24 protein-coding genes are annotated in these 23084 nt (G+C 64.0%); 13 read left to right on the forward strand and 11 right to left on the reverse strand.

The annotated features are described in order from the left end of the window. Nucleotides 1-1120: DUF6596 domain-containing protein (locus D8676_RS00005; protein WP_121578797.1), on the forward strand; the 1120-nt coding region annotated here is incomplete at its 5' end. A 6-nt stretch (nt 1121-1126) separates the two neighbouring features. On the opposite strand, the gene D8676_RS00010 is transcribed toward D8676_RS00005, so the two are convergent. Further along, nucleotides 1127-1588 (reverse strand): hypothetical protein, encoded by a 462-nt coding sequence (locus D8676_RS00010; protein ID WP_121578798.1) that lies wholly within the window; start codon nt 1586-1588, stop codon nt 1127-1129. Between the two features lie 890 nt (nt 1589-2478). Then, nucleotides 2479-2841, reverse strand: a complete 363-nt coding sequence (locus D8676_RS00015) for a DUF559 domain-containing protein (RefSeq protein ID WP_121578799.1) — start codon at nt 2839-2841, stop codon at nt 2479-2481. A gap of 143 nt (nt 2842-2984) precedes the next feature. On the opposite strand from D8676_RS00015, the gene D8676_RS00020 reads away from it, so the two are divergent. Together D8676_RS00020 and D8676_RS00025 are read left to right on the forward strand one after the other, a co-directional pair. Continuing rightward, nucleotides 2985-4430, forward strand: coding sequence for a nucleotidyltransferase (locus tag D8676_RS00020; protein ID WP_121578800.1), 1446 nt, complete (start codon nt 2985-2987; stop codon nt 4428-4430). Nucleotides 4431-4445: 15 nt separating this feature from the next. Then, nucleotides 4446-5213, forward strand: coding sequence for a hypothetical protein (locus D8676_RS00025; RefSeq protein WP_121578801.1), 768 nt, complete (start codon nt 4446-4448; stop codon nt 5211-5213). A gap of 4 nt (nt 5214-5217) precedes the next feature. On the opposite strand, the gene D8676_RS00030 is transcribed toward D8676_RS00025, so the two are convergent. Next, a complete protein-coding gene (locus D8676_RS00030) occupies nt 5218-7497 on the reverse strand; it encodes an NADP-dependent malic enzyme (protein ID WP_121578802.1) in 2280 nt (759 codons plus the stop codon). A 196-nt stretch (nt 7498-7693) separates the two neighbouring features. Between D8676_RS00030 and mutS the strand changes: the two genes are divergently transcribed. Then, nucleotides 7694-10339, forward strand: a complete 2646-nt coding sequence (gene mutS / locus D8676_RS00035; protein WP_121579673.1) for a DNA mismatch repair protein MutS — start codon at nt 7694-7696, stop codon at nt 10337-10339. A gap of 546 nt (nt 10340-10885) precedes the next feature. Here the strand turns inward: mutS and D8676_RS00040 are convergent. After that, complete coding sequence (locus D8676_RS00040) at nt 10886-12397, reverse strand: MFS transporter (protein ID WP_121578803.1); 1512 nt, start codon at nt 12395-12397, stop codon at nt 10886-10888. Nucleotides 12398-12479: 82 nt separating this feature from the next. Between D8676_RS00040 and D8676_RS00045 the strand changes: the two genes are divergently transcribed. From D8676_RS00045 to D8676_RS00055, 3 genes are all read left to right on the forward strand, one after another. Further along, nucleotides 12480-13046 carry a TetR/AcrR family transcriptional regulator gene (locus D8676_RS00045; protein ID WP_121578804.1) on the forward strand — a complete coding sequence of 189 codons (567 nt, stop codon included), beginning with the start codon at nt 12480-12482 and terminating at the stop codon, nt 13044-13046. 73 nt (nt 13047-13119) lie between these two features. Continuing rightward, nucleotides 13120-13440: a plasmid stabilization protein gene (locus D8676_RS00050; RefSeq protein ID WP_121579674.1), complete on the forward strand. Its 321-nt coding sequence runs from the start codon at nt 13120-13122 to the stop codon at nt 13438-13440. 10 nt (nt 13441-13450) lie between these two features. Beyond that, entirely contained in the window at nt 13451-13897 is a 447-nt protein-coding gene (locus D8676_RS00055) for a PPC domain-containing DNA-binding protein (RefSeq protein WP_121578805.1), read from the forward strand. Between the two features lie 75 nt (nt 13898-13972). Here D8676_RS00055 and D8676_RS00060 read toward each other — a convergent pair whose 3' ends face one another. The 3 genes from D8676_RS00060 to D8676_RS26940 form a co-directional block, all read right to left on the reverse strand. Further along, on the reverse strand, nt 13973-14308 hold the full coding sequence (locus D8676_RS00060; protein WP_121578806.1) for a hypothetical protein: 336 nt from the start codon (nt 14306-14308) through the stop codon (nt 13973-13975). A 170-nt stretch (nt 14309-14478) separates the two neighbouring features. Then, complete coding sequence (locus D8676_RS00065; protein ID WP_121578807.1) at nt 14479-14679, reverse strand: hypothetical protein; 201 nt, start codon at nt 14677-14679, stop codon at nt 14479-14481. Between the two features lie 235 nt (nt 14680-14914). Next, nucleotides 14915-15265 (reverse strand): hypothetical protein, encoded by a 351-nt coding sequence (locus D8676_RS26940; protein WP_147448121.1) that lies wholly within the window; start codon nt 15263-15265, stop codon nt 14915-14917. Between the two features lie 201 nt (nt 15266-15466). On the opposite strand from D8676_RS26940, the gene D8676_RS00070 reads away from it, so the two are divergent. After that, nucleotides 15467-15655 carry a hypothetical protein gene (locus tag D8676_RS00070; protein WP_121579675.1) on the forward strand — a complete coding sequence of 63 codons (189 nt, stop codon included), beginning with the start codon at nt 15467-15469 and terminating at the stop codon, nt 15653-15655. A gap of 44 nt (nt 15656-15699) precedes the next feature. On the opposite strand, the gene D8676_RS00075 is transcribed toward D8676_RS00070, so the two are convergent. Genes D8676_RS00075 through D8676_RS00090 form a run of 4 tightly spaced genes read right to left on the reverse strand, consistent with a single transcriptional unit; the run spans nt 15700 to nt 19501 of the window. Further along, nucleotides 15700-16740 carry a DUF3445 domain-containing protein gene (locus D8676_RS00075; protein ID WP_121578808.1) on the reverse strand — a complete coding sequence of 347 codons (1041 nt, stop codon included), beginning with the start codon at nt 16738-16740 and terminating at the stop codon, nt 15700-15702. Nucleotides 16741-16754: 14 nt separating this feature from the next. Continuing rightward, the gene (locus tag D8676_RS00080) at nt 16755-17726 is read right to left on the reverse strand and encodes a PDR/VanB family oxidoreductase (RefSeq protein ID WP_121578809.1); all 972 of its coding nucleotides are present in this window, start codon (nt 17724-17726) and stop codon (nt 16755-16757) included. Continuing rightward, entirely contained in the window at nt 17723-18319 is a 597-nt protein-coding gene (locus tag D8676_RS00085; RefSeq protein WP_121579676.1) for a dimethylamine monooxygenase subunit DmmA family protein, read from the reverse strand. Before D8676_RS00085 ends, D8676_RS00080 begins: the two co-directional genes overlap by 4 nt. Before the next feature lie 48 nt (nt 18320-18367). Then, on the reverse strand, nt 18368-19501 hold the full coding sequence (locus D8676_RS00090; RefSeq protein ID WP_121578810.1) for an aminomethyltransferase family protein: 1134 nt from the start codon (nt 19499-19501) through the stop codon (nt 18368-18370). Between the two features lie 442 nt (nt 19502-19943). Here D8676_RS00090 and D8676_RS00095 point away from each other — a divergent pair, with 442 nt between their 5' ends. From D8676_RS00095 to D8676_RS00110, 5 genes are all read left to right on the forward strand, one after another. After that, a complete protein-coding gene (locus D8676_RS00095; protein ID WP_121578811.1) occupies nt 19944-20261 on the forward strand; it encodes a hypothetical protein in 318 nt (105 codons plus the stop codon). A 13-nt stretch (nt 20262-20274) separates the two neighbouring features. Continuing rightward, the gene (locus tag D8676_RS00100; RefSeq protein WP_121578812.1) at nt 20275-20661 is read left to right on the forward strand and encodes a hypothetical protein; all 387 of its coding nucleotides are present in this window, start codon (nt 20275-20277) and stop codon (nt 20659-20661) included. 11 nt (nt 20662-20672) lie between these two features. Then, nucleotides 20673-20840, forward strand: a complete 168-nt coding sequence (locus D8676_RS27140) for a hypothetical protein (protein WP_165816027.1) — start codon at nt 20673-20675, stop codon at nt 20838-20840. 118 nt (nt 20841-20958) lie between these two features. Further along, nucleotides 20959-22353 carry an amino acid permease gene (locus D8676_RS00105; protein ID WP_121578813.1) on the forward strand — a complete coding sequence of 465 codons (1395 nt, stop codon included), beginning with the start codon at nt 20959-20961 and terminating at the stop codon, nt 22351-22353. A gap of 13 nt (nt 22354-22366) precedes the next feature. Next, nucleotides 22367-23080 (forward strand): hypothetical protein, encoded by a 714-nt coding sequence (locus tag D8676_RS00110; protein ID WP_121578814.1) that lies wholly within the window; start codon nt 22367-22369, stop codon nt 23078-23080. The last annotated feature ends 4 nt before the right edge of the window (nt 23081-23084 follow it).

Raw genomic sequence — 23084 nt, forward strand, 5'->3', positions numbered from 1 at the left:
GTGGCCGCGCGACGGCGTGCCGGCAAAGCCGGAGGCCTGGCTGCTGTCGGTGGCGCGCCGGCGCGGCATCGACGCGGTGCGGCGGCGGCGGACCGGCGAGGAGGCGCGGCCGCATCTCGCGCTGATCGCCGAGGAGGCGGAAGCCATGCAGGCCAGGCAAAATGACATTCCCGACGAGCGTCTCCGGCTGATGTTCGCCTGCGCGCATCCCGACATCGAGCCGGGCATACGCGCGCCGCTGATCCTGCAGACGCTGCTCGGCCTCGACGCGGCCGCGATCGCCTCGGCCTTCCTGGTGCAGCCCTCGGCGATGGCGCAGCGGCTGGTGCGGGCGAAGGCGCGCATCCGCGAGGCAGGCATCCCGTTCCGCCTGCCCGAGCGCGAGGACCTGGCCGAGCGGCTGGACGCCGTGCTGGCGGCGATCTACGCGGCCTATTCGGAAGGCTGGAGCGATCCCGCCGGCATGGACGCGCGGCGCAGCAACCTTGCCGGCGAGGCGATCTGGCTCGGCCGGCTGGCGGCGGCGCTGATGCCGGACGAGGCGGAGGCGGAAAGCCTGGTCGCGCTGATGCTGTTCGCCGAGGCGCGGCGGCCGGCGCGCCGCGACGCGGCAGGACGCTACGTGCCGCTCGGCGAGCAGAGTTTCTTGCTGTGGGATTCCGGCATGATCGAGGAGGCGGAGGCGCGGTTGCGCCGGGCGGCAAAACTGTCCGCAGGCGAGGAGCGGATCGGCCGCTACCAACTCGAGGCAGCGGTGCAGGCCGTGCACGCGGCGCGCCGGCTGACCGGGCGCACGGACTGGGCCGCGCTGGTGACGCTCTACGACGCGCTGGCGCTATCGGGGGGATCGCCCGTGGTGGCGCTGAACCGCGCCGCGGCGGTCGCCGAGACGGTCGGGCCCGAAGCGGCGCTCGCCGGGCTCGACGCGCTGGCCGAGGACCGGACCTGGTCCGGGCGGCTGGCGGACTACCAGCCCTACTGGGCGGCGCGGGCGGGGCTGCTGGCGAAGCTGGGCGATGTGCCCGCGGCGGCCCGCGCCTACGAGCGCGCGATCGGACTGGAGCGCGACCCGGCCGTGCGCGCCTTCCTGCAGGAGAAGAAGAAGGCGCTGATGCAGTGAGGCCGCTCACCCGCCGGCTGCTTCCGCCTTCTCCCGCGCCGCGTCCTTCTCCGCCGCGTGGTCGAACCAGGCGGGATAATAGTGCTTGAAGACGGCCAGGAGGCCGCTGAGAACGACGCCCGCCCGGTCGATGGAGGACATCTTTATGCCGCCCTGGCAGACGCCGGCTTCGTCCTCGTCGATATACATGTGGCAGCGGCCGCTGCGGCACTCCCGTTTGCGGCAGCGCGCCGGGGCGCCGTCGACCTCCTGCACATGGCGGAGGATGGCGAGCAGCAGCTCGGCCAGCTCCATGCCGGCATAGAGCCGGCCGTCCTCGTCATAGGCGTAGGCGCTGCCCCAATCGTCATGGCCCGCCAGCGTGCGGCGGATGTACTCGCGCTCCTCCTCCTCGAGTTCGTCAAAACGCAGGCGGGGCTGTCTGCCGACGGGCGGCGGCGGGGCGGGTTTCGGTCTTCTCCTGGTCATGCGCGTGCTCCTTTTTCTAGGGTTGGGATTTGCCGGGGGCCGCCGGGCTTCCGGCGTGCGCGGTCGTCGCCACGCTCGCCGAAGCGCCTGGCCGTTGTCCCGATCGGCCGGCGGCCTTTCGGGGAGGATGATGAAGTCGGGAAGCGACGCCCGGGCCCGCACCATCTGTTTTAGTTTGCGGCGCGGTTTCCCAAGCGTCGCCGGCGTTCTTGCCCTACCTGGAGGGGACGCAGAATCGTTTCACCGCGCGACCTCGGTCAGGGCCCGGACCTCGGGGCTCATCACCCAGCCGCGCCACCTCCGCGCGACCGATCCGGCGCCGCCGCCCTCCCCGTCATCCGGTTCATGACCCGGGTTCCCGCGAGGGCGGTGACGTCGATTATGGGGGAGGTTTTGGGGGGGTGGAGAAAGCTGGGTGAAAATTTTTTGAGGGGCGCGGCCCTTATCTCTCCCTTTGCGGGAGAGAAAGCGATTTCAACATCTTAGCTGGAGCGTGAGCGGAGGCTAAGTGTTGGAAATCGCAAGAGAGGGGATTTGTTTCGTCCACGCCGCGGACCCCCTCTCTTGCAAATTCCAAGGACTTGGCTGCGCCAAGCCCAGGAATTTGCTTCCTCCCCCGCAAGGGGGGAGATAGGGCGCTGCGTCGCCGCAGCGGTTAATCGCCGAGGTCGGGATTTGCATCGAACTCGCCCTGGAACCTCTGCGGAAACCGTGCCCATCAGAGGGAACCCGCGCCCGCGTATCAGTGGTGCAACTCATGCGGCGCTGGCGATTTGAGCGGCGACGGCGACGCGCGTTATCTCCCCCCGTGCGGGGGAGAAAGGATTTTCTCGATCTTGGCGAAGCCAAGTCGTTAGAAAATCCAAGAGAGGGGAACCCTCGTAAAGCGCCTACCCCTCGCCCTGCCTGCCCCGCGCTTCCTGCAGGATCGCCAGGCACACGCCGTCGATATTCTTCAGCACCTCGTCGTTCCAGAGCCGCAGCACGCGAAACCCCGCCGCCTCGAAATGGCGGTCGCGGACGGCGTCGCGCGCCGACTCCGCATGCCGGCCGCCGTCGACCTCGACGATCAGCCGCGCCTCGAAGCAGACGAAATCGATTATGTAGCCGTCGAGCGGAACCTGCCGCTTGAACTTCAGCCCGCCGAGCTGTTTGCCGCGCAGCGCCTGCCACAGCACGTTCTCGGCATTGGTCGAATCGGCCCGCATCGCGCGGGCGAAGGCGCGGTGGGACGGCGGGACGGGCTGGCGCAAAATGGATCCTCACAAACTCATACGTTTCGATCCGAAACGCCTACGCAAACGCGTACCGACAACCCCTAGGTTCACATTTTGTTCGACCGGCCTTGCGTAAACAGGATAAGCTTACGAACGAATCGGTTTGCTAGGGGCTACTATTGAAACTTGTTGATATATTCACGGACTTTCTGCGCGATACCGTCAACCTAAATCAAACCCGCATCGATCGTTTGGAGGAAAATATCCAAGCTTTGCAATCTTTCATTCGGAAGTCCAATTGGACTCCCAGGATTAAAGGGTTTGAAGAGCAAGGCTCCTGGGCGCATGACACAATCATTAAGCCGGTAGACGGAGGTGAGTTTGATGCCGACTTGTTGGTTATGGTTGATCCGGTAGAGGGCTGGAGCGCTAGTGATTACGTTAAAACTTTGGGGCAGCAATTTAGTCAAAGTGAGCTGTATGCCGATAAATGCAAGGTCTGGGACTATTGCGTCACTATAACTTACGCTGGGGATCGAAAGGTCGATATAGCTCCGTGCGTCGCTAGCCGCGTCTCAGAAATATCTTTAGAAGTCTGCAACAAAAAAGAAAACACTTTTGAGAGGAGCGAGCCAGTTGAATACACGAAATGGCTGAAGGAGAGAAACGACTATTCGGGATTGAATTCGTTTAGGAAGGCCACAAGGTTAATTAAATATTTGAGAGATATTAAGACGAGATTTACGTGCTCTTCAGTCCTGCTAACAACTTTACTTGGAAAACAAATTGAGTGGTTTGACAAAGGAACAAGTGATTTTTCTGATACCCCGACCACTCTGAGAACGATCTTTGCTCGACTGGATGACTGGTTACAGGAACGACCATACAAACCTCGCGTAGAGAACCCAAAACTTTCGACGGAGGACTTCGCAGGTAGCTGGACGGAAGACCAATACCGTAATTTCCGTAGCTTCATCCATAAGTATCGAGGATGGATCGACGACGCTTACCAAATGGAAGGGCGGTCAGAGAGCATAGCTGCCTGGCGTAAAGTGTTTGGTGACGATTTCGCGAAGGGGGAAGAGATCAAAGCTGTTAAATCGACTTTGGAGGAGGCTTCAGGGGTAAAGTCTCTGTTGCTCGCATCCGCAGCGCATCTCGACGGCTTGGTCGATGTGGTTCAAAAGTTTGGCCTTTCAATACTTCCTGGCAATTTTAATCGGCCTTCTCACATGCAATCGCCGCCGTGGAAGCAACTCGCGTCTCCGTCGAGCAATGTAACCGTCATTGCAGTATGGCATCGTGGACAACATAGCTCCTACGGTAGAGCGGTTCTCCCCGGCGATGTTCTTCCACGAAACGGCGGGCTTTGGTTCGACGCTAAAGTTAACGCAGGTCAGACAGTACCTTCGGGTTATCGAGTTCAGTGGAGGATAACCAACACCGGAGCTATGGCATTTGCGCGGCGTCAGTTGCGAGGTGGATTCTATCCGCCGACAATTGGGAGTCGACTCTGGGAGTCTCTCGAATATCGGGGCGTACACATCGCCGAGGCGTTTATTATACGCATGTCGGACGATGTTCTTGTGGCGCAAAGCGCGCCCTTCAATGTGGTTATCGAGTGAGCGGGGGCGACACGAATGCGAAGCGATCCCATTGCCGAGAATTACTATAAACCTTTGATCCAAGCGGAAGTCTGGTCGGATTTTCTTTTTTATCTGGCCGCAGCCACTTCCATTGCCGCAATGCTGGTTAGCGGAGAAATCTACCCAACATTCAACGGCCTCATTCAGATCGTTTTTGTAATATCTGTAATTTTTATATTCGTAATTGGAGTGGTCAACCGCCTCTATCTCAGCCCTCGTGCAGAGGAAAAGAGGCGGGAAGACTTATTGTCAAATTCATTTGACGTAAATCTTACTCATGAGAATACGGTTGGTTATTTCAACAACGATCAGAAGAACCCTATTAAGAGATTAGCAGCTTCAGTCATGGAGAGCAGCTACTTTACAGCCAAAATAACGAAGGAAATGCTATTTAGGGAGCGGCTGCGAGTTGGTATTTACTCGATCATCTGGTTGGTGTCCGCCCTGCTGCGTACCACCGACCTAAGCATAATCGCTGTAGGTGCACAGGTGCTGTTCGGAGAGCAAATCCTATTTAGATGGTTCCGACTTGAGTGGCTCAGACACAGAAGTGAGCAAACTTACAAGGCGATTCAAAGACTGCTCACAACTGCAAGAACCTTAAACAAACCGAGTTCACACGCGCAGGTTTTGGAATGGTTCGCGATCTATGAGACATCAAAATCGAATGCGTCGATGACGCTATCTAATCGGATATTCCAAAAACGAAACGAGGCGCTTTCGCAGGACTGGGAGAAGATTCGCCGAGGATTGGGCTTGTAGTGCCTCACACCCCCGCTGAGTACGCCGCGATCGCGGCCATGTTGACGATGTCGCTGTCCTTGGCTGACAGCGACACGATCTGCACCGGCTTGTTGAGGCCGACGAGCAGCGGGCCGATGACGGTGGAGCCGCCGAGTTCCTGCAGCATTTTTGTCGAGATGCTTGCCGAGTGGAAGGCCGGCATGACCAGCACGTTGGCCGGGCCCGACAGGCGGCAGAAGGGGTAGCGCTTCATCACCTCGGGGTTGAGCGCGACGTCGGCGGCCATCTCGCCGTCATACTCGAAATCGACGCGGCGCTTGTCGAGGATCTTGACCGCCTCCTGCACGCGCTCGGAGCGCTCGCCGGCCGGGTGGCCGAAGGTGGAATAGGCGAGCATGGCCACGCGCGGCTCATAACCCATCCTGCGCGCGAAGCCGGCGGCTTCCTCGGCGATGTCGGCGATCTCGACGGCGTTGGGCATGTCGTGCACGGCGGTGTCGGCGACCAGCACCGTGCGTCCCCGGCAGAGCGCGATCGACACGCCGATGACCGAGTGGCCGGGGCGGTCGTCGATGACGCGCCTGATATCTTCGAGCGCGGTCGAATAGTTGCGGGTGATGCCCGTCACCATCGCGTCGGCGTCGCCCAGCGCCACCATGCAGGCGGCGAAATGGTTGCGGTCGTTGTTGATCAGCCGCTGCGCGTCGCGAAAGAGAAAGCCCTTCCGCTGCACGCGCTCGTAGAGGTAGTCGGTGTAGACGGCGTTGCGGCGGGAGAGCCGCGCATTGATGATCTCGATGCCGGGCTTCTGGAGGTCGACGCCGGCGAGGCGCGCATTCTCGCGCACGATCTCCTCGCGGCCGACCAGGATGGCGGTGCCGAGGCGCTGGCTGACATAGGAGACGGCGGCGCGCATCACCTGCTCCTCCTCGCCCTCGGCGAAGACGACGCGCTGCGGCTTCCTGCGCACGCGGTCGTAGATGCGGCTGAGCGTCGAGGCGATCGGGTCGCGCCGCGCGTTGAGCTCCTGCGCGTATTTCTCCATGTCGACGATAGGTTTCCTGGCGACGCCGGATTCCATCGCGGCCTTCGCCACCGCCATCGGCACCGCCGAGATCAGCCTGGGGTCGAAGGGCACCGGGATGATGTAGTTGGGACCGAATTTCGGCCGGTTGCCCTGGTAGGCGGCGGCGACGTCGTCGGGCACGTCCTGGCGGGCGAGCTCGGCGAGCGCTTCCGCCGCGGCGACCTTCATGGCGTCGTTGATGGTGGTCGCGCGGACGTCGAGTGCGCCGCGAAAAATGTAGGGGAAGCCGAGGACGTTGTTGACCTGGTTGGGATAGTCCGAGCGGCCGGTCGCCATGATGGCGTCGTCGCGGATCTGCGCCAGTTCCTCGGGCGTGATCTCGGGATCGGGATTGGCCATGGCGAAGATGATCGGGTTCTTCGCCATGGAGCGGATCATCTCCGGCGTGAAGGCGCCCTTGGCGGAGAGGCCGAAGACGATGTCGGCGCCGTCGAGCGCGTCGGCCAGCGTGCGCGCGTCGGTCTTGGCCGCATGCGCCGACTTCCACTGGTTCATGCCTTCGGTGCGGCCCTGCCAGACCACGCCCTTGGTGTCGCACAGGATGATGTTCTCGGGCGAAAAACCCATCGACTTGACGAGCTCGATGCAGGCGATGCCGGCCGAGCCGGCGCCGTTGCAGACGAGTTTTGCGCTCTTCATGTCGCGGCCGGTGAGGTGCAGCGCGTTGATCAGGCCGGCCGCCGCGATGATGGCGGTGCCGTGCTGGTCGTCGTGGAAGACGGGGATGTCCATCAGCTCGCGCAGCCGCTGCTCGATGATGAAGCAGTCGGGCGCCTTGATGTCCTCGAGGTTGATGCCGCCGAAGGAGGGGCCGAGATAGCGCACGCAGTTGATGAAGGCTTCCGGGTCCTCGGTGTCGACCTCGAGGTCGATCGAGTCGACGTCGGCGAAGCGCTTGAAGAGCACGGCCTTGCCCTCCATCACGGGCTTCGAGGCCAGCGCGCCGAGATTGCCGAGGCCGAGGATGGCGGTGCCGTTGGAGATGACGGCGACCATGTTGCCCTTGGTGGTGTAGTCGAAGGCCCTGGAGGGCTCCTCGGCGATCGCCTTCACCGGCACGGCGACGCCGGGCGAATAGGCGAGGCTGAGGTCGCGCTGGGTCGCCATCGGCTTGGTCGGGACGACCTCCAGCTTGCCGGGGCGGCCCATGGCGTGGAAGTGCAGCGCTTCCTCCGCGCTCACCGACGGGCCCGCGTTCTCCGGTTTCTTGGCCATGCGAAATATCCCCTCCCAGGGAATGCTGTCTGTGGGAAGCAGCTTTGTTTTTGTGGAGCGTTCGGGATTAAGGCTACACTTCGCCACTGTAAACCGCCAACAAGGCGGGGGCAGCGGATTTTGCCGCAAACGGAAGCAACAGGTGAACGACGAGACGCCGATCAAGCGCGAGACTGCCCAGCCGGCGGCGACGCCGATGATGGAGCAGTATGTGGAGATCAAGGCGGCGAACCCGGATTCGCTGCTGTTCTACCGCATGGGCGATTTCTACGAGCTGTTCTTCGGCGATGCCGAGGAGGCGAGCCGCGCGCTCGGCATCGTGCTCACCAAGCGCGGCAAGCATCTCGGGCAGGACATTCCGATGTGCGGCGTGCCGGTGCATGCCGCCGACGACTATCTGCAGAAGCTGATCGCGCTGGGGTTCCGCGTCGCGGTGTGCGAGCAGGTCGAGGACCCGGCCGAGGCGAAGAAGCGCGGCTCGAAGTCGGTGGTGAAGCGCGACGTGGTCAGGCTGGTGACGCCCGGCACGATCACCGAGGAGAAGCTGCTTTCGCCCGCCGAGTCGAGTTTCCTGATGGCGCTCGGCCGCGTGAAGGGCGCCGGCGACAATTCATATGCGCTCGCCTGGACGGAGATCTCGACCGGCGCGTTCCGGGTGGCCGAGACCAGTGCCGAGCGCCTGCTGTCCGACGTGCTGCGCGTCGACCCCCGTGAGCTGATCGTCGCCGACAGCGTGTTTTACGACGAGGAACTCAAAGCGACCTTCGACGTGCTCGGCCGGGTGGCGAACCCGCAGCCGGCGCAGCTCTTCGACAGTTCCGCCGCGGCAAGCCGCGTCGCGCGCTTCTACGGCATCGCGACGCCCGACAGTTTCGGCAGCTTCAGCCGCGCGGAACTGTCGGCCATCTCGGCGACAATAGCCTATGTCGAGAAGACGCAGATCGCCGAGCGGCCGCCGCTCGATTTCCCCGAGCGCGAGGAGAACGGCGCGACGCTCTTCATCGACCCGGCGACGCGCGCCAACCTCGAACTGATGCGCACGCTGTCGGGCAGCCGCGACGGCTCGCTGTTCCGCGCCATCGACCGCACGGTGACCGGCGGCGGCGCGAGGCTTCTGGCGGACCGGCTGACCGCGCCGCTGACCGACCCCGCCGCGATCAACCGGCGGCTGGATTCGGTTTCCTTCTTCCTCGCCGAGACGAGATTGTGCGAGGCGCTGCGGCTCTCGCTGAAGGGCGTTGCCGACATGCCGCGCGCGCTGACCCGGCTGGCGCTCAACCGAGGCGGCCCGCGCGACCTCGGCGCGCTGCGCGCCGGCTTCGCCGCGGCCGGCGAGATCGCGACGCTGTTCGCGAATGCGCCGCTGACCGATGAGTTGATGCAGGCAATGCGGGCGATCGCGGCGCTGCCGAAAGAATTCGCTGGGCATCTGGAGGAGGCGCTCGCCGAAGAGCTGCCGCTGCTGAAGCGCGACGGCGGTTTCCTGCGCGAAGGCTATGACGGCGACCTCGACGAGGCGCGCGGACTGGCGACGGAGTCGCGGCGCGTGATCCTCGGCATGGAGCGCGACCTCCAGGAGGAGACCGGCATCCGCTCGCTGAAGATCCGGCACAACAATGTGCTTGGCTATTACATCGAGGTGACGGCCAATCATCAGGCCGCGATGAACGGCACCGACGAATTGAAGGGCCGCTTCATCCATCGCCAGACGATGGCGAACGCGATGCGCTTCACCACGACCGGGCTTGCAGGGCTGGAAAGCAAGATCGCCAATGCCGCCGATCGCGCGCTGACCATCGAGCTCGCTGCCTTCGAGCGGCTGGTGACGGAGGCGGTCGCAGCGGCGGAAGAAATCCGCGCGGGGGCGCAGGCGCTCAGCGTGCTCGACGTGTCGGCTGCGCTCGCCTGTCTCGCGCTGGCCGAGGACTATGCGCGTCCCCTCGTGGACGACAGCCTCGCCTTCGCCATCGAAGCCGGGCGGCACCCTGTCGTGGAGCAGGCGCTGCGCCGGCAGGCCGAGGCGCCCTTCGTCGCCAATGACTGCGACCTCTCGCCGGAGGACGGCGGCAGGAACGGCGCGATCTGGCTGCTGACCGGCCCGAACATGGGCGGTAAATCCACCTTCCTGCGCCAGAACGCGCTGATCGCCATCCTGGCGCAGATGGGTTCCTACGTGCCCGCGCGGTCGGCCCATATCGGCGTAGTCGACCGGCTGTTCAGCCGCGTCGGCGCGTCGGACGACCTGGCGCGGGGGCGCTCGACCTTCATGGTCGAGATGGTGGAGACGGCGGCGATCCTCAACCAGGCCGGCGAGAGGAGCCTCGTCATCCTCGACGAGATCGGGCGCGGCACCGCGACCTTCGACGGCCTGTCGATCGCCTGGGCGGCGGTGGAATATCTGCACGAGAAGAACAAGGCGCGTGCGATCTTCGCCACGCATTTCCACGAGATGACGGCGCTCGCCGGAAAATTGAGCCGGCTTCACAATGTGACGATGCGCGTGAAGGAATGGGAAGGCGACGTGGTCTTCCTGCACGAGGTGGCAAAGGGCGCGGCCGACCGCAGCTACGGCGTGCAGGTGGCCAGGCTTGCCGGCCTGCCGGCGGCGGTTGTTGCGCGCGCGAAGGACGTTCTGGCGCAGCTCGAAAGCGGCGAGACCGCCAACAAGGCGGAAAAACTGATCGACGACCTGCCGCTGTTTTCGGCCGCGCTCCGCCGCGAGGCGCCGGCGGCTGCGAAGAGCGATCCGGTGGCGGAGGCGCTGGCCGGCATCAACCCGGACGAGATGTCGCCGAAGGAGGCGCTGGAAGCGCTTTATCGGCTGAAGGGGCTGGGGAAGTAGGTGGAGCGAGAGTGTCCGTAATCAAGTGCGGCGCGTAAACTGAACCAACGAAACCCTTGCGGCAATGTGTTTTACGGTCGCGTAGACGATAGTCCCCTCAGCGTCTTCAAGTTCGATAGGTTCATTGACTACAAATGTTGCAGGCTGCTCTTTCCGCCGTCGATCGCAATGTTTCCGCGTAGAGATAGGTCCGTCGCGACGTGTCCAAATCAGATTGAGCCTTCCCTTCAGTCCCGGAATGTACCCGGTGCTATGCATGCTGACCGAGCCGACGTTGTCGATGCGCGGAGGGCGATCTCAATGCCTTCGGATGGATCAACCTTTTCAATTATGGTGGCAGGGAAAGCCGAATGAGCTGCCAAGAGACGGAACAGACGCCTTGTTTTTATCTCAAGCGAGCACTTACCTTCCTTATCGGTCTTGACGTCAAGCGTAGTGCCATTGTCGGCTGGCAGCTTCGCTGACAATGGCGCGGCTGCCAACAGCCACATCGACGGCGGCCGTGAGGGCCGCCGAAAGACCTCAATAGACTCCAAAGCCCTCACCTCAATGCCGGGCGACGCCGGCCTGCTCGTCTCGCTCGGAGGCGGTTGCCGTCTTGAGCCCGATCGCGGCTGCCACGAGCAGCAGCAGCACGATGGCGGCGACGATCACGCCGAAGAAGGCCTGGTCGAAGGCGGCGCGGGCAAGCGCGGCAAGGCTGGCGGACTGGTCGGCGGCGAGGCCATTCGCGAGGATCAGCGCCTCGTCGAGGCTGTCGCGCGCCTGTGGCGCCACCGACATCCCTTCCGGCACGATCATGGCGTAGGTGTAGAGCGCCGACATCAGGCTGCCGAGCAGGGCGACGCCGAGCGCTCCGCCCAGCTCGAAGGAAACCTCCTCGATCGACGCCGCCATTCCCGCCCGCTCGGCGGGCGCCGACAGCATGATGGTGCTGGAGGCGGCGGTCATCGCCGCGCCGACGCCGAAACCCATCACCGCCAGCGGGGTGAGCCAGACGAAGGTGGCCTGCTGGTGCACGAGAAGAAACATTGCGAGCGCAAGTCCGGTCAGGAGGAGGGCTCCCCACAGGATCCTGGTCGGCAGCATCCGGGACAGCGCGATCCCGGTTAGGGGTCCGGCGACGAACGCGGCGATAGGGATCGGCAGGATCAGCAGGCCCGCCTCCAGCGGCGAGTAGCCGAGCACGAGCTGGAGCCGCTGGCTGAACACCAGCTCGACGCCGATCAGCGCGCCGGACGCCACCAGCGCCGTCGCCACGCCCGCCGAGAAGCGAGGGTTGGTGAACAGCGAAAAATCGATCAGCGGATGCGTGCTGCGGCGCTGGCGGCGTACGAAGATGGCAATGCCAAGGAGGCCGATCGCCAAGGCGAGCGCCGCGACCCCCCATGAGGGATCGCGCTTGCTGACTTCCTTGATGGCATAGATGAGGCCGACGAGGCCGAACATGATCTGCACGGATCCGATCAGGTCCCAAGGCCGGTCGGCGTCGCCGGGGCGGTTGGCGAGCAGCAGGGCGCTCGCCGCAAGGGCGACGACCACGACAGGCACGTTGATCAGGAAGACCGAGCCCCACCAGTAATATTCGAGCAGCAGCCCGCCGACGACCGGACCGAGCGCCGCTCCGCCGGAGGCGACGGCGGCCCAGATGCCGATCGCCAGCGAGCGCTCCTTCTCGTCGGTGAAGGTCAGCCGGATCAGGGAGAGCGTGGCGGGCATCATCATCGCCGCGCCCGCCGCCAGAAGCACCCGCGCGGCGATGAGCGCCGCCGGCGAAGGCGCGAAGGCGGCGCACAGCGAGGCGGTGCCGAACACCGCCAGTCCGGTCATGAACATCAGCTTGTGCCCGAGCCTGTCGCCGAGCGTGCCGAGCCCCGGCAGCAGTCCGGCCACGACGAGCGGATAGGCGTTGACGATCCAGAGTTTTTCGGTCGCCGTCGCGGCGAGCTCGAGCGTCAGGGTGGGCAGCGCCGTGTAGAGCACCGTCATGTCGATGACGATCAGGAAGAGCGCGCTTGAGACGACCGCCAGGACGAGCCAACGGTTTCGATGCGACATCGGAAGATTCCTCTATGCTCCGCCACTTGGCAGAGCGAGATCGCGCATATAAATACGATCGTATTGAAATGGAAGAGGAAAAATGGTTGGACGTCCGCGCAGCATCGATCGCGACAAGGTTCTCGACGCCGCCGAGGCGCTGGTCATCGAGAAGGGCGCGGCCGAACTCAGCTTCGAATCCGTCGCCCGCGCCGCCGGCATCACCAAGAGCGGCGTGCAGTACTGCTTCGGCACCAAGGAGAACCTCATCCGCTCGATGATCGAGCGCTGGGGCGCTTCCTTCGAGACGGAGGTGATGGAGCGGGCCGGCCCGGACCGCTCGCCCCGCTCCGTCATCCGGGCGCATCTGGAATCGACGCGCGACAGCGACGCCGCCGAATATTCGCGCTCGGCGGCGATGATGACGGCGCTGCTGCAGCGGCCCGAGCAGGTGGCCGCGAGCCGCGACTGGTACACCGGGCGCCTCGCCTCGCTGGACATGACGAAGAAGGCCGACCGGGACGCCGCGCTGGCGTTCCTGGCCGGCGAGGGCGTGTTCATGCTGAGGACCTTCGGGCTGATCGAACTCGGCGAGGAACAGTGGGCCGCCCTCTTCGCCGACATGATTTCGATGGCCGATCCGAAACGGCCCGAGCAGCGAGAGCCCTGAACAGGCCTCCGATGCCACGGAACGATGCGCGGGCCCTGCCGTTGGGATGGTTCAACCAGCGAAGGAGGCGAAGATGCCCCGCGGCGACAAATCGAAATACACCGACAAGCAGGAGCGCAAGGCCGACCACATAGCCGAAGGCTACGAGAAGCGCGGCGTGTCCGAGAAGGAAGCCGAGCGGCGGGCCTGGGCGACCGTCAACAAGGACGACGCCGGCGGCAAGAAGCCGGGCGGCTCCGGGCGCGGCAAGCACACCGGCAACCCGGCCGCGCACAAGGGTGGCGAGATGGGCGGCAAGGCGTCGGCCTCGCGTTCGGCGGCGGCGCGTTCCGCATCGGCCAGGAAGGCGGCTGCCACCCGCAAGCGTAGCGCCGAACACCGCGCGCATTCCTGAGGGCGGCCGGATGAAATCGAAGCTGCTGAGCGAATCCGACGGCGTCAGGCTTTTCGCACTGGTGCTCGATCCCGGCGAGGAGGCGTTTGCGGCGATCCGCGATTTCGCCGCGCGCCAGGGCATCAAGGGCGCCTCGGTCTCCGCCATCGGCGCCTTCGAGCGGGCGACCGTCGGCTGGTTCGATTTCGGCTCGCGCGACTACCGCAGGATCCCGGTCGACGAGCAATGCGAGGTGCTGAGCATGCTCGGCGACATCGGCCAGGATGCGGACGGCGCAGCGAGCGTGCATCTCCACGCCGTGCTCGGCCTCAGCGACGGCTCGACGCGCGGCGGCCATTTCCTCGACGGCGTCGTGCATCCGACGCTCGAGGTGATGGTGACCGAGACGCCGAGACATCTCTGCCGCAGGAAACGGCCGGAGCTCGGCATCGCGCTGCTCGATCTGGCTGCGCCCTAGCCGGCGGCCGGCGGGAGAAGCGTCGCGAGGCTTCTGTGCGGCGAGGCCTCTTTCCGGGGGAGAGAAAAACGGGCGCTATCGTTCGGGCTGGGTGAAGCCGGCGAAGACGACGTGGTGCTCGACGAAGTCGGGGCGGTCGACGAGATAGATGTCGTCGACCGTGTAGTAGCGGGCGCGGCCGGGCTCGTCGCCGGCGAAGGCTTTTACCGCGTCCATGCTGACCCACCAGGAGAGCGCGGTGATCTCGGTGGTGCCGTCGCCGAGGTCGCGCAGCGTGATCTGGTGGCCGAGATTGCCGTCGGTGGTCTCCACCTCCTCGATGCCGGTCTCGGCCATGTATTTCGCATATTCGGCCGCGCGCTCGGTCGCCACCTTGCCGGTCCAGCGGCGGAGGATGACTTCATCGGGCATGGGCGCGCTCCGTTAGCGGGAGCTTATGGTGGCATGGAGAGGGGTGGGGTGTCGATTGGGGTGTGAGGCACGCTTTCACTGCGGTCGGCTTCGCCTTAGGATGACGAAGAAAGGGGCGTTAAAATCATCTGGTGACCGAGGGGCGACCCGAGGGCCGCCCCTGGCTTTCTCTAGGCCGCCATTTCCATTGGGAAGTCGGCGGGAAGTTCCAACGCTGCTGGGATGTCGGGGCCGATGCGTCCCTTCATTACATCAGCGATACGGCCTTGATTGATCTGGAAATACGACGCGATGAGCGCGTAGTTGTAACCCAGATCGCGGGCCAGTTTTATCACCGGAACCATCTCCGGTGTGACCTTGCGGTCGCGCATTGCCTTTCCTTTCTAGAAAGGTGCGACCGAATGACGGTTGACGCCGAGTCAGAGATGAATCAATGTCGCCCACGCTTGAGTGATCCGTTGTTCGGTCGCTTGTTCTGACCCGGAACTATTTCCGGGCCAGTGGGTGTCGGGGCATTTGGCCTCGACGTACCGCCCTGCTGGCGGCTGCTGAACTGACTAGGTGTTCGAGACCTCGTCAGATCAGGAAGCGGTCGTCAGATGGGTCCTATGGCTTTCTCCGTTGCTCGGTGATGGTTCGAAACCCCATCGCGGTAAGGCGATGGTAGCCTTGTCCATCGACGGGATTCTTTTCGTAGGTCGCAAGGCCCTGGCGGGCGAGTCGCCGATGACTCACTAGATTTCGTATCGTTTGGCTAAGGCGATCATCTTTCCTGCCTTCCAGAATTTTCAGGTCATCTTCGGTCGCAACGAGGCGGTCACGTAGTGCTTTCGCCAATTCGGCAGTGGTTAACCCACGCCCCGGATTCGCGGATTCCGCGAGAATCTGAAGTGCGGGCAAGACCAAATCGGCTTCCGTAGTTCGTCCTGGTATTGTCAAAATGTAGCGCGAATCCATGGCGAATCTCTATATAGTGATTCGAATCCATGGATTCAACCGAATCTTAACCAAACTTTTTTACCAAAATTTCGCAGCCCTTCTTGCGCAGGACACAACCAGTTGGTTGCGGGTGGGTTGAGAGAGGGTTGGGAGAGGTTGCCATATTTGCCCTTCGTGCGAATCAGGATTATGTTCACTGTATGTTCTAAGGAGGTTGTTATGGCTAGAAACACAGGTGATGACTATCGCAAGGGTGCAGTGACAGGCAGGACCCAGTTCCAGCACGAGAACGGGGACTGGCAGAAGCGCAACGAGCGCAATGGCCAGTTCATGGAGCGCAAAGCCAGTGAAGGGCCGTTCAAGGGCGTGGCGAAAGAGCCCGACGGGCGGGATACCGAGAACTCGTAGTCGAGCGCAGCGTCCGCCTTGACCCCCCCAAGGGGGTTGGTCTCTTAATCCGGCCCGAACCCCGATGACGTCGGGGCGCCGTCGTCGTGTTTCGCCAGCCATTCCACCACCGTCGGGCGGTAACGCGTCAGGCCCTTGTAGGTCGCGAGTTCCTCGGGCAGGTCGCGCAGCACGCGATGGAGGCGCCGCGCCCATTTCTTCGAGGTGGCGAGCTCGTCCATCTTGATCAAATAGCAGCGGATCGGGAAGACCATCGCGTTGGAGCGCGGCAGGCGCCAGAAGCTCTGCAGCTCGACGCGCAGATGCACCTTCTGACCGACATTTTCGGGCGTGACGGTGGTGCGGTCCGGGCCCCATTTGTGGAAATTCTCAGGGGAAGTGTCGAGGCGCGGGTTGATGGTCATCGTCCAGTTGAGCCGCCGCGCCGGCTGGCCCTGCTGGATGTTGAGCAGGAATTTCAGCGCCCGCGTGAAGACGCCTTTTTCGTGGGCCAGCGGCACCGGCGCGTGCCACTCGAAAAAGTTCATGCCGATGTCGAAGTCGAGTGACCAGTCGGCCTGGGTGGTGACGATGCCGGCGTCCATCCAGAGATTGCCGTCGCGCTGGTCGAGGATGCAGAAGTCGCCCTGGCTCTGGCGCGTTATGTATTCCATCGGCCCATAGGGCAGGGTCGAGAGGTCGCCGAACACGAATTTCTGGTCGATGCCGAGCGGCCGGTTGATCCAGTGCCAGTTGTCGCCGTCGCGCGTCAGTGTGAAATGCTCGGGATAGCCCTTGGCCTGCTCGGTCATCAGGAGCTCGAGCAGGTCCCAGCCGGCGAGCGTCATGTGCGGCAGCGACTGGCAGCGCAGCGGGTCTTCCGCCAGCACCAGCGCGCGGTCGGCCATCTCCGAGACATAGTGCTCGTCGACGTCGATCAGGTTTTCGAGAACGCTGCCCTTGGGACCCGGCACATGCGGCTCGATGTTGACCGCGTACATGTAGCTGTCTTCGTGGAACGGGAAGGGGAAGCGGCGGATATGCTCCGGCGAGTTCCTGAAGGTGAAGTCGTCTCGGAAGGTTTCGGTGCGGAACTGGATGCCCATATGCAAGTGCCTCCCTACCGTTCAAGGACGAGCGAGCGGCCCTCGAAGCGCGACACGCAGGGCATGATCTTCTTGCCCGAGCGGTGCTCCTCCTCCGAGAGCCAGTGGTCGTTGTGCAGGAATTTTCCGTCCGACGAGATGACGTTGGTCTCGCACTGGCCGCAGACGCCGCCGCGGCAGAGATAGGGCGGGTCGACGCCGGCCGCCTCGATGGCCTCCAGCAGGCTCTGCTGCTCGCCGACGCGGATTTTCTTGTCGCTGACGGCGAGCGTGACGTCGAAGGGCAGGCCGGGCTTCGGCGCCGAGAAATGCTCGTAGTGCACGGTCTCCGACGGCCAGCCCGAGGCGGCGGCGGTGTTGCGCACCCAGTCGATCATCGGCGCCGGGCCACAGATGTAGAGATGCGTGCCGAGCGGCTGCGAGGCGAGCAGGCGGGCGAGTTCGATCTTCTCACCGCGATCGTCGTGATAGAGATGGATGCGCTTGCCGTAACGCTCGGCGAGCACGTCGCCATAGGTGAACAGCGAGGCGGTACGGCAGGCATAATGCAACTCGAAATTGCCGCTGGAGCTTGCCAACTGCGCGGTCTGCGCCATGAACGGCGTGATGCCGATGCCGCCGGCGATCATCAGGTGTTTTTTTGCCCTGAGGTCGAGCGAGAAGAGGTTGACCGGATAGGAGATGACCATGCGGTCGCCGGGCTTGACCTGGCGGTGCATGAACAGCGAGCCGCCGCGCCCGACATCGTCGCGGCGCACCGAGATCGTGTACTCGGCCGTGTTCAGCGGCGAGGACATCAGCGAATAGGGGTTGAGGCGCGGCGTCGCCCCTTCGTGCTCGCGCATCTCGACGACGACATGCGCGCCGCCGGAGAAGGTGGGGAGATGGCCGCCATTGGTCGGCCGGAAGTGGAAGCGCGTCACCAGTTCGTTGACCGGGACGACGTCGGCGACGGTGACGTCGAGTTTTGTCGTGCCGGCGCTCATCGGAAGACCTCCTCGACGGGCACTTTCTCGCTCTGGTCCTCGGCGTTGATGCAGACGCCCTGGAAGGCGGCGAGGCGGCGCGAATAGTGGTCGCGTACCAAAAGAAGAAGGCCGCAATGCGAGCAGGTGACCGGCTGCGTGGTCACGTCCTCGGTGACGCCCTTGCAGTGGACGCACTGGACGCGCCGCGCCAGCGAGCCGCGATGCTCGGTCTGGATGGAGGAATGGTCGATGCCGGCGTCGAGCGCCGCCTGCATGGCCTGGCCGATCAGCCCCTCGGTGCCCGAGAGATAGAGGCGCAGCCCCATATGCGCGGTGGCGAAGGTCTGTTTCAGCCGCGGCAGCGCGGCACCGATCGAAGGCCCTTCGTAGAAGCGGGCGGGCTTCAGCGCGTGCAGGGCGGCGAGATATCCGTCGCCTGACGCGCGCGGGATGAAGACGATCTCGGCGGCGTCGAAGAAACCCGGTGGCGCCGACTTCGCGAGATCGAGGATCGCCTCCGCCCCTTCGGCGTCGGCGATGAAGAGATGGTCGGTGCCCGGCTGGGGCGAGAGCGTCCCGTAGACGGGCCTGCTCTTGATCGTCGGTTCAATCGGCAATGCAGCCTTTCCCTATTGTCGCTTCGGTCCCTCCGGTTGCGGTCAACCTTTCGCGGTGCGCTTCAGCTTCTTCGGATCGTCGAAGGGCAGCGGCTGCGCGGTCGCCTTGATGACGCCGCTCCTGTTGTGGATCTCGAGCGGCGTGTCCTTCACGGCGGTGTCGACCGAGAGGCGGGCGATGCCCATCGATTTCTTGGCCAGCGGCGAATACATGGCGCAAGTGACGACGCCGACCTGCTTGCCCTTGTGATAGACCGGCGCGCCCTCGTCGGCCGGCTCCTTGCCCTTCAAGAGCACGCCGTAGATCTTGAAGCGCTCCTTGCCCTTCAGGCGGTAGTGCTCCTCGGCGCCACGGAAACCGGTCTTGCCGGGGCTGACGGTGAAGTCGAGGCCGAGCTCCCACAGCGTGTCGCCGGGGCCTTCGTCTGCGAACGGGTATTTCTGAGAATTGTCGTAGGGATAGAAGAGCAGGTAGCTCTCGACGCGCAGCATGTCGAGCGTGGTGAAGCGGCAGGGGATGATGCCCATCTTCTTGCCCTCGGCCAGGATGCGGTCCCAGATGACGCCGGCGTCCTGTCCGCGGCAGAAGATCTCGTAGCCGCGCTCGCCGGTATAGCCGGTGCGCGAGATCATCACCGGCAGGCCGAAGAGCTGCGTCTGCATGTGATGGAAGTAGGGCAGGTCGCGGATCCCGGGCACGTGCTTGGCGAGGTAGTCGACGGCGAGCGGACCCTGCAGCGAGAGGTCGTGCAGATTGTCGTCGAAGCGGATCGAGACGTCCTTGCCCATCGCCGCGCGGGTGAGCTCCTCATGGCCGGTGCCGGAGCCGTGCACCACCATCCACGAGTTCGGCCCGGTGCGATAGAGAATGCAGTCGTCGGTGAATTTCCCCGCCTCGTTCAGCATGCAGGCATAGGCCGACTTGCCGGGATAGATCTTTTCGGGGTCGCGCGTGGTGGCGATGTCGATGAGGTGGGCTGCATGCGGCCCGGTGATGTGGACCTTCTTCAGGCCCGACACGTCCATCAGGCCGGCCTTGGTGCGGATCGCCAGATATTCCTTGTCGGGGTCGCCGGAATAGCTCCAGGCGGTGCCCATGCCGCTCCAATCCTCGAGGTTTGAGCCGAGCGCCTTATGGCGGTCGATCAGCGTCGAAAATCTCCAGGAACGGGTCATGTCGGCTCACTCCCTCATCGTCTTTTGTTTCGGCGGCGGAGCCGTTCCCCGGGCTCTCTTCCACGCGACGATACTGAACCGATTTCGCAAGGCAGCGCAATACTGGCGTGCAAAATGTTTTCCTGTGAGGCAAGTGATTCTCGGTGGCTCGGCGAGACTTCTTCGGGCGGCACTACGGAGAGCCGACCGGAACCTCGGCGCTGCGGCCGATACGTCGGAGTCGGGCCGACCTCACCGCTTGCGGACGGACCGCCCTGACGGGCATCGAGTGGACGCCCCCGTCACAAACCCTTGAGATTCAAGGATTTCTCCGACTCGTGCACATCTGGACCGAATTGATGCGGTGCAGCACACGCGACAGCTTGACGCAGGGGCGGAATGGGCAGAAATTCCTGTGAGGCAAGTTGTTTTCATAACAATCAAAACTGCCTGGGGAGGAAAGATGGAAGCGAGATTAGCCGAAATGGCCGACGCGCGTTCGCTCGACGCGCGTATCGACCGCATGCACCAGAGAGACCGCACGGGGGCGCTGGCCTTCGTCATCGGGCTCTGGGTCACCATACTTTTCGCACTGTTCACCATGTGGCCGCTGATCGGCGAGGGCACCATACGCCTCGTGCTGGCGATCGCCGCCATCCTCGTGCTGGCCTTCAACACCGCGGCCATCGTCGCGATGCTGCGTCACTACAGCGACGACAAGTCGTTCATCTACGGTCTCGACATCAAGCATCTCGACGAGATGCGCAGCCGCAAGCGCTAGGGAGGCCGTCGTCATGGCTTATCAGCCTCCGAAACAGAGCCTGGCCGGGCAGATCGTCGATGTGGTGGTGCTGCTGGTGATGACTGTCGGCGCGCTTTACGTGCCGCTCTACATGGGACTGGCCGGCGCCGCCAAGACCCCCGCCCCGATCGAGAACCCGACCTGGGAAGCGCTCGGCCAGAACGAGGCCGAGCAGTCGCAATGGGCAGCCCTCGGCTTCCCTGACGCGGCATCGGCCAATGACATCATCACCGCCCGCTTCGACTACACCTTCAGCTGGGCGGCGCTGATCGTGATGGTGGTCGCGGTCGTCGGCTACTTCATCCTCGTCGTCCGGCTTTCCGACAAGGAATACCGCGAGGTGATCGAAGAGCGCTTCGGCAAGAACGGCAAGGGCTGAGGGGGCGCGTCATGGATATCTGGAATTATCTCGAGATCGCGGCGTGGGTGATATCGGCGATCATCGCGGGGATCATGCTCCTCGACATGATCAAGGTCGACACGACCTACGACAACGAACTGCTGACTTCATCGCGAGAGGGTGAGCTGGAGCTGACGCAAGAGCGTCACGAGCTTTGACGATGCACGGTGAACCGTCGTCCGCCGGACATCGTCCAGCTCTCTTTCATTACGCAATTCCGGACGCAAAACCGCTGCACGCTTTTGCCGGGATTGCTTTAGCTCTTAGGGGACATTCATGAGCAACGTTTCCGCTACTGCAGCGCCGGAGAGGCTTGGCCTCCTGCGCGTGCTCGGGCCCGGCCACGTCTGGGCGCTCGGCGTCGGCATCGTTCTGGTCGGCGAATACATGGGATGGAATTTCTCGGTCGGCAAAGGCGGCATGATCGCCGGCCTCGTCGCCTGCTGGGTCGCCGGGCTGCTCTACACCTGCGTGGCGATGATCGACTCCGAGGTGACCTCGACGGTCGCCGCGGCCGGCGGCCAGTATGCGCAGGCCAAGCACATCGTCGGCCCGCTGATGGCCTTCAATGTCGGCCTCTTCCTGGTCATGGCCTACACCATGCTGGAGGCGGCCAACGCCATCACCATCGGCTTCCTGCTCGATACGGTTGCGGGCATGCTCGGCCACACAGGGCTGAACCAGCAGCCTTTCATCATCATGACCATCCTGGCGCTGGCTTACCTCAACTATCGCGGCGTGCTGGCGTCGCTGAGCTTCAACCTGGTGATCACCGCCTTCGCCTTCGTGGCGATCATCCTGCTCTTCCTCGCCGTGCAGTTCGGCGCGTCGGCGGTGCCGCTCGACTTCTCGGCGGTGAGCAACGAGCCGCTGCCCTATGGCTGGCTCGGCATCGTCGCCGCGCTGCATTTCGGGCTGTGGTACTATCTCGGCATCGAGGGCACCTGCCAGGCGGCCGAAGAGGTCCGCTCGCCGGCGCGCTCGCTGCCCTTCGGCACGATGGCCGGCATCATGACGCTGGTGATTGCCGCGACGCTGACCTGGTATGTCTGCTCGGGCCTGATCCCGTGGGAGTATCTCGGCCAGGCCGGCACGCCGCTGTTCGACGCCGCCCGCGTGACCGGCAGCTCCAGCCTGATGGTCCTGCTCTTCATCGGAACGGTGTTCGCGACGACGGCGTCGGCCAACGGGTGCATCAACGATGCGTCCCGCGCCTGGTTCTCGATGGGCCGCGACCGCTATCTGCCGAGCTGGTTCGGCGCCGTGCATCCGCGCTATCGGACGCCCTACCGTTCGATCGTCTTCCTGATCCCGATCGCGCTGATCTTCGCGCTCGGCGCGCCGCTCGACCAGGTGGTGACGTTCTCGATCCTGTCGGGCCTGCTGGGCTACACCTTCATGACCTTCAACATGGTCATGTTCCGCAAGAAGTGGCCGCTCGGCACGATCAAGCGTGGTTACGTCCATCCGTGGCACCCGCTGCCGGCCTTCGTGCTGCTGGTGCTCTGCGCGGCGACCTACTTCGCGGTGTTCCTCGGCTACGGAACGCAGCTCATCGCGATGCTCTGCTTCTACATCCTCGCGTCGCTGTGGTTCCATTTCTGGCGCTACCGCTTCGTCAAGCGCGGCGACCAGTTCACCATGCCGTGGCCGCGGCCGCAGGGCTACTGAGGCTGAGATCCCCATGCTCTCGGCGCTCGAACGGATCGATCTGCCGCTCTCGCTGGGGAGCATGGGGCTGCCCTTGTTCTGTCTCCTGGGCGTCGCGGTGATCGCGGCGCTCGCCAGGAAGGAACTGCGCGACGACCTCAGGCAGCGCCGGTCGCTGCTCGACGCCGCCGCCGGGCTGCTCGACGATGCCCGCGTGACGGTCGGCAGCGACGGCTATCCGCGGCTCGCCGGGACATATGGAGGTGACAGCAGGATCAGCCTCGAAGTCGTGCCCGACAGCCTGGTGCCGCGCCGCTTGCCGCAGCTCTGGCTGAGGCTGACGCTGCTCGCGCCTGAGGCCGCCCCGCGTCCCTCGATCGGGGTGCTGGCGCGGCCGATCGGCACCGAGTTCTATTCGCGCGTGCTCGGCCTGCCCGAATCCATCGCTCCAAGTTTCACGACGGACTTCCCGCTCCTGATGCGCGGTCGCGGCGTCACCGAGGCGGCGATCGAGCGCACCAGCGGCCTGTTCCGCACGCTGTTCGCCGACCCCGCCCTGAAGGAGATCGTCATCACGCCGCGCGGCGCCGGCAGCGTAAGGCGGATCGCCGAGGGCGATCGCGGCGCGCATGTCCTCTACCGGCAGATGCGTTTTCCGGTGAGCCAGGTCTCGCCCGAATTCGTGCGCAACGCGCTGGCCGAGCTCAGGCTGCTCAACGACGCCCTCGAACCCGAACCCGCATCGTGAGGGT

This window comes from Mesorhizobium sp. YM1C-6-2 (assembly GCF_003666685.1).
GTDB lineage: Bacteria > Pseudomonadota > Alphaproteobacteria > Rhizobiales > Rhizobiaceae > Mesorhizobium_K.

Bases quoted from the DNA above. Each gene is read 5' to 3' on its own strand.
- D8676_RS00090 (WP_121578810.1), bottom strand. From the start codon at position 19,501: ATGACCCGTTCCTGGAGATTTTCGACGCTGATCGACCGCCATAAGGCG.
- mutS (WP_121579673.1), top strand. From the start codon at position 7,694: ATGATGGAGCAGTATGTGGAGATCAAGGCGGCGAACCCGGATTCGCTG.
- D8676_RS00025 (WP_121578801.1), top strand. From the start codon at position 4,446: ATGCGAAGCGATCCCATTGCCGAGAATTACTATAAACCTTTGATCCAA.
- D8676_RS00050 (WP_121579674.1), top strand. From the start codon at position 13,120: ATGCCCCGCGGCGACAAATCGAAATACACCGACAAGCAGGAGCGCAAG.
- D8676_RS00060 (WP_121578806.1), bottom strand. From the start codon at position 14,308: ATGCCCGATGAAGTCATCCTCCGCCGCTGGACCGGCAAGGTGGCGACC.
- D8676_RS00110 (WP_121578814.1), top strand. From the start codon at position 22,367: ATGCTCTCGGCGCTCGAACGGATCGATCTGCCGCTCTCGCTGGGGAGC.
- D8676_RS00080 (WP_121578809.1), bottom strand. From the start codon at position 17,726: ATGAGCGCCGGCACGACAAAACTCGACGTCACCGTCGCCGACGTCGTC.
- D8676_RS27140 (WP_165816027.1), top strand. From the start codon at position 20,673: ATGGATATCTGGAATTATCTCGAGATCGCGGCGTGGGTGATATCGGCG.
- D8676_RS00055 (WP_121578805.1), top strand. From the start codon at position 13,451: ATGAAATCGAAGCTGCTGAGCGAATCCGACGGCGTCAGGCTTTTCGCA.
- D8676_RS00100 (WP_121578812.1), top strand. From the start codon at position 20,275: ATGGCTTATCAGCCTCCGAAACAGAGCCTGGCCGGGCAGATCGTCGAT.
- D8676_RS00045 (WP_121578804.1), top strand. From the start codon at position 12,480: ATGGTTGGACGTCCGCGCAGCATCGATCGCGACAAGGTTCTCGACGCC.
- D8676_RS00010 (WP_121578798.1), bottom strand. From the start codon at position 1,588: ATGACCAGGAGAAGACCGAAACCCGCCCCGCCGCCGCCCGTCGGCAGA.
- D8676_RS00075 (WP_121578808.1), bottom strand. From the start codon at position 16,740: ATGGGCATCCAGTTCCGCACCGAAACCTTCCGAGACGACTTCACCTTC.
- D8676_RS26940 (WP_147448121.1), bottom strand. From the start codon at position 15,265: ATGGATTCGCGCTACATTTTGACAATACCAGGACGAACTACGGAAGCC.
- D8676_RS00070 (WP_121579675.1), top strand. From the start codon at position 15,467: ATGGCTAGAAACACAGGTGATGACTATCGCAAGGGTGCAGTGACAGGC.
- D8676_RS00065 (WP_121578807.1), bottom strand. From the start codon at position 14,679: ATGCGCGACCGCAAGGTCACACCGGAGATGGTTCCGGTGATAAAACTG.
- D8676_RS00030 (WP_121578802.1), bottom strand. From the start codon at position 7,497: ATGGCCAAGAAACCGGAGAACGCGGGCCCGTCGGTGAGCGCGGAGGAA.
- D8676_RS00040 (WP_121578803.1), bottom strand. From the start codon at position 12,397: ATGTCGCATCGAAACCGTTGGCTCGTCCTGGCGGTCGTCTCAAGCGCG.
- D8676_RS00105 (WP_121578813.1), top strand. From the start codon at position 20,959: ATGAGCAACGTTTCCGCTACTGCAGCGCCGGAGAGGCTTGGCCTCCTG.
- D8676_RS00095 (WP_121578811.1), top strand. From the start codon at position 19,944: ATGGAAGCGAGATTAGCCGAAATGGCCGACGCGCGTTCGCTCGACGCG.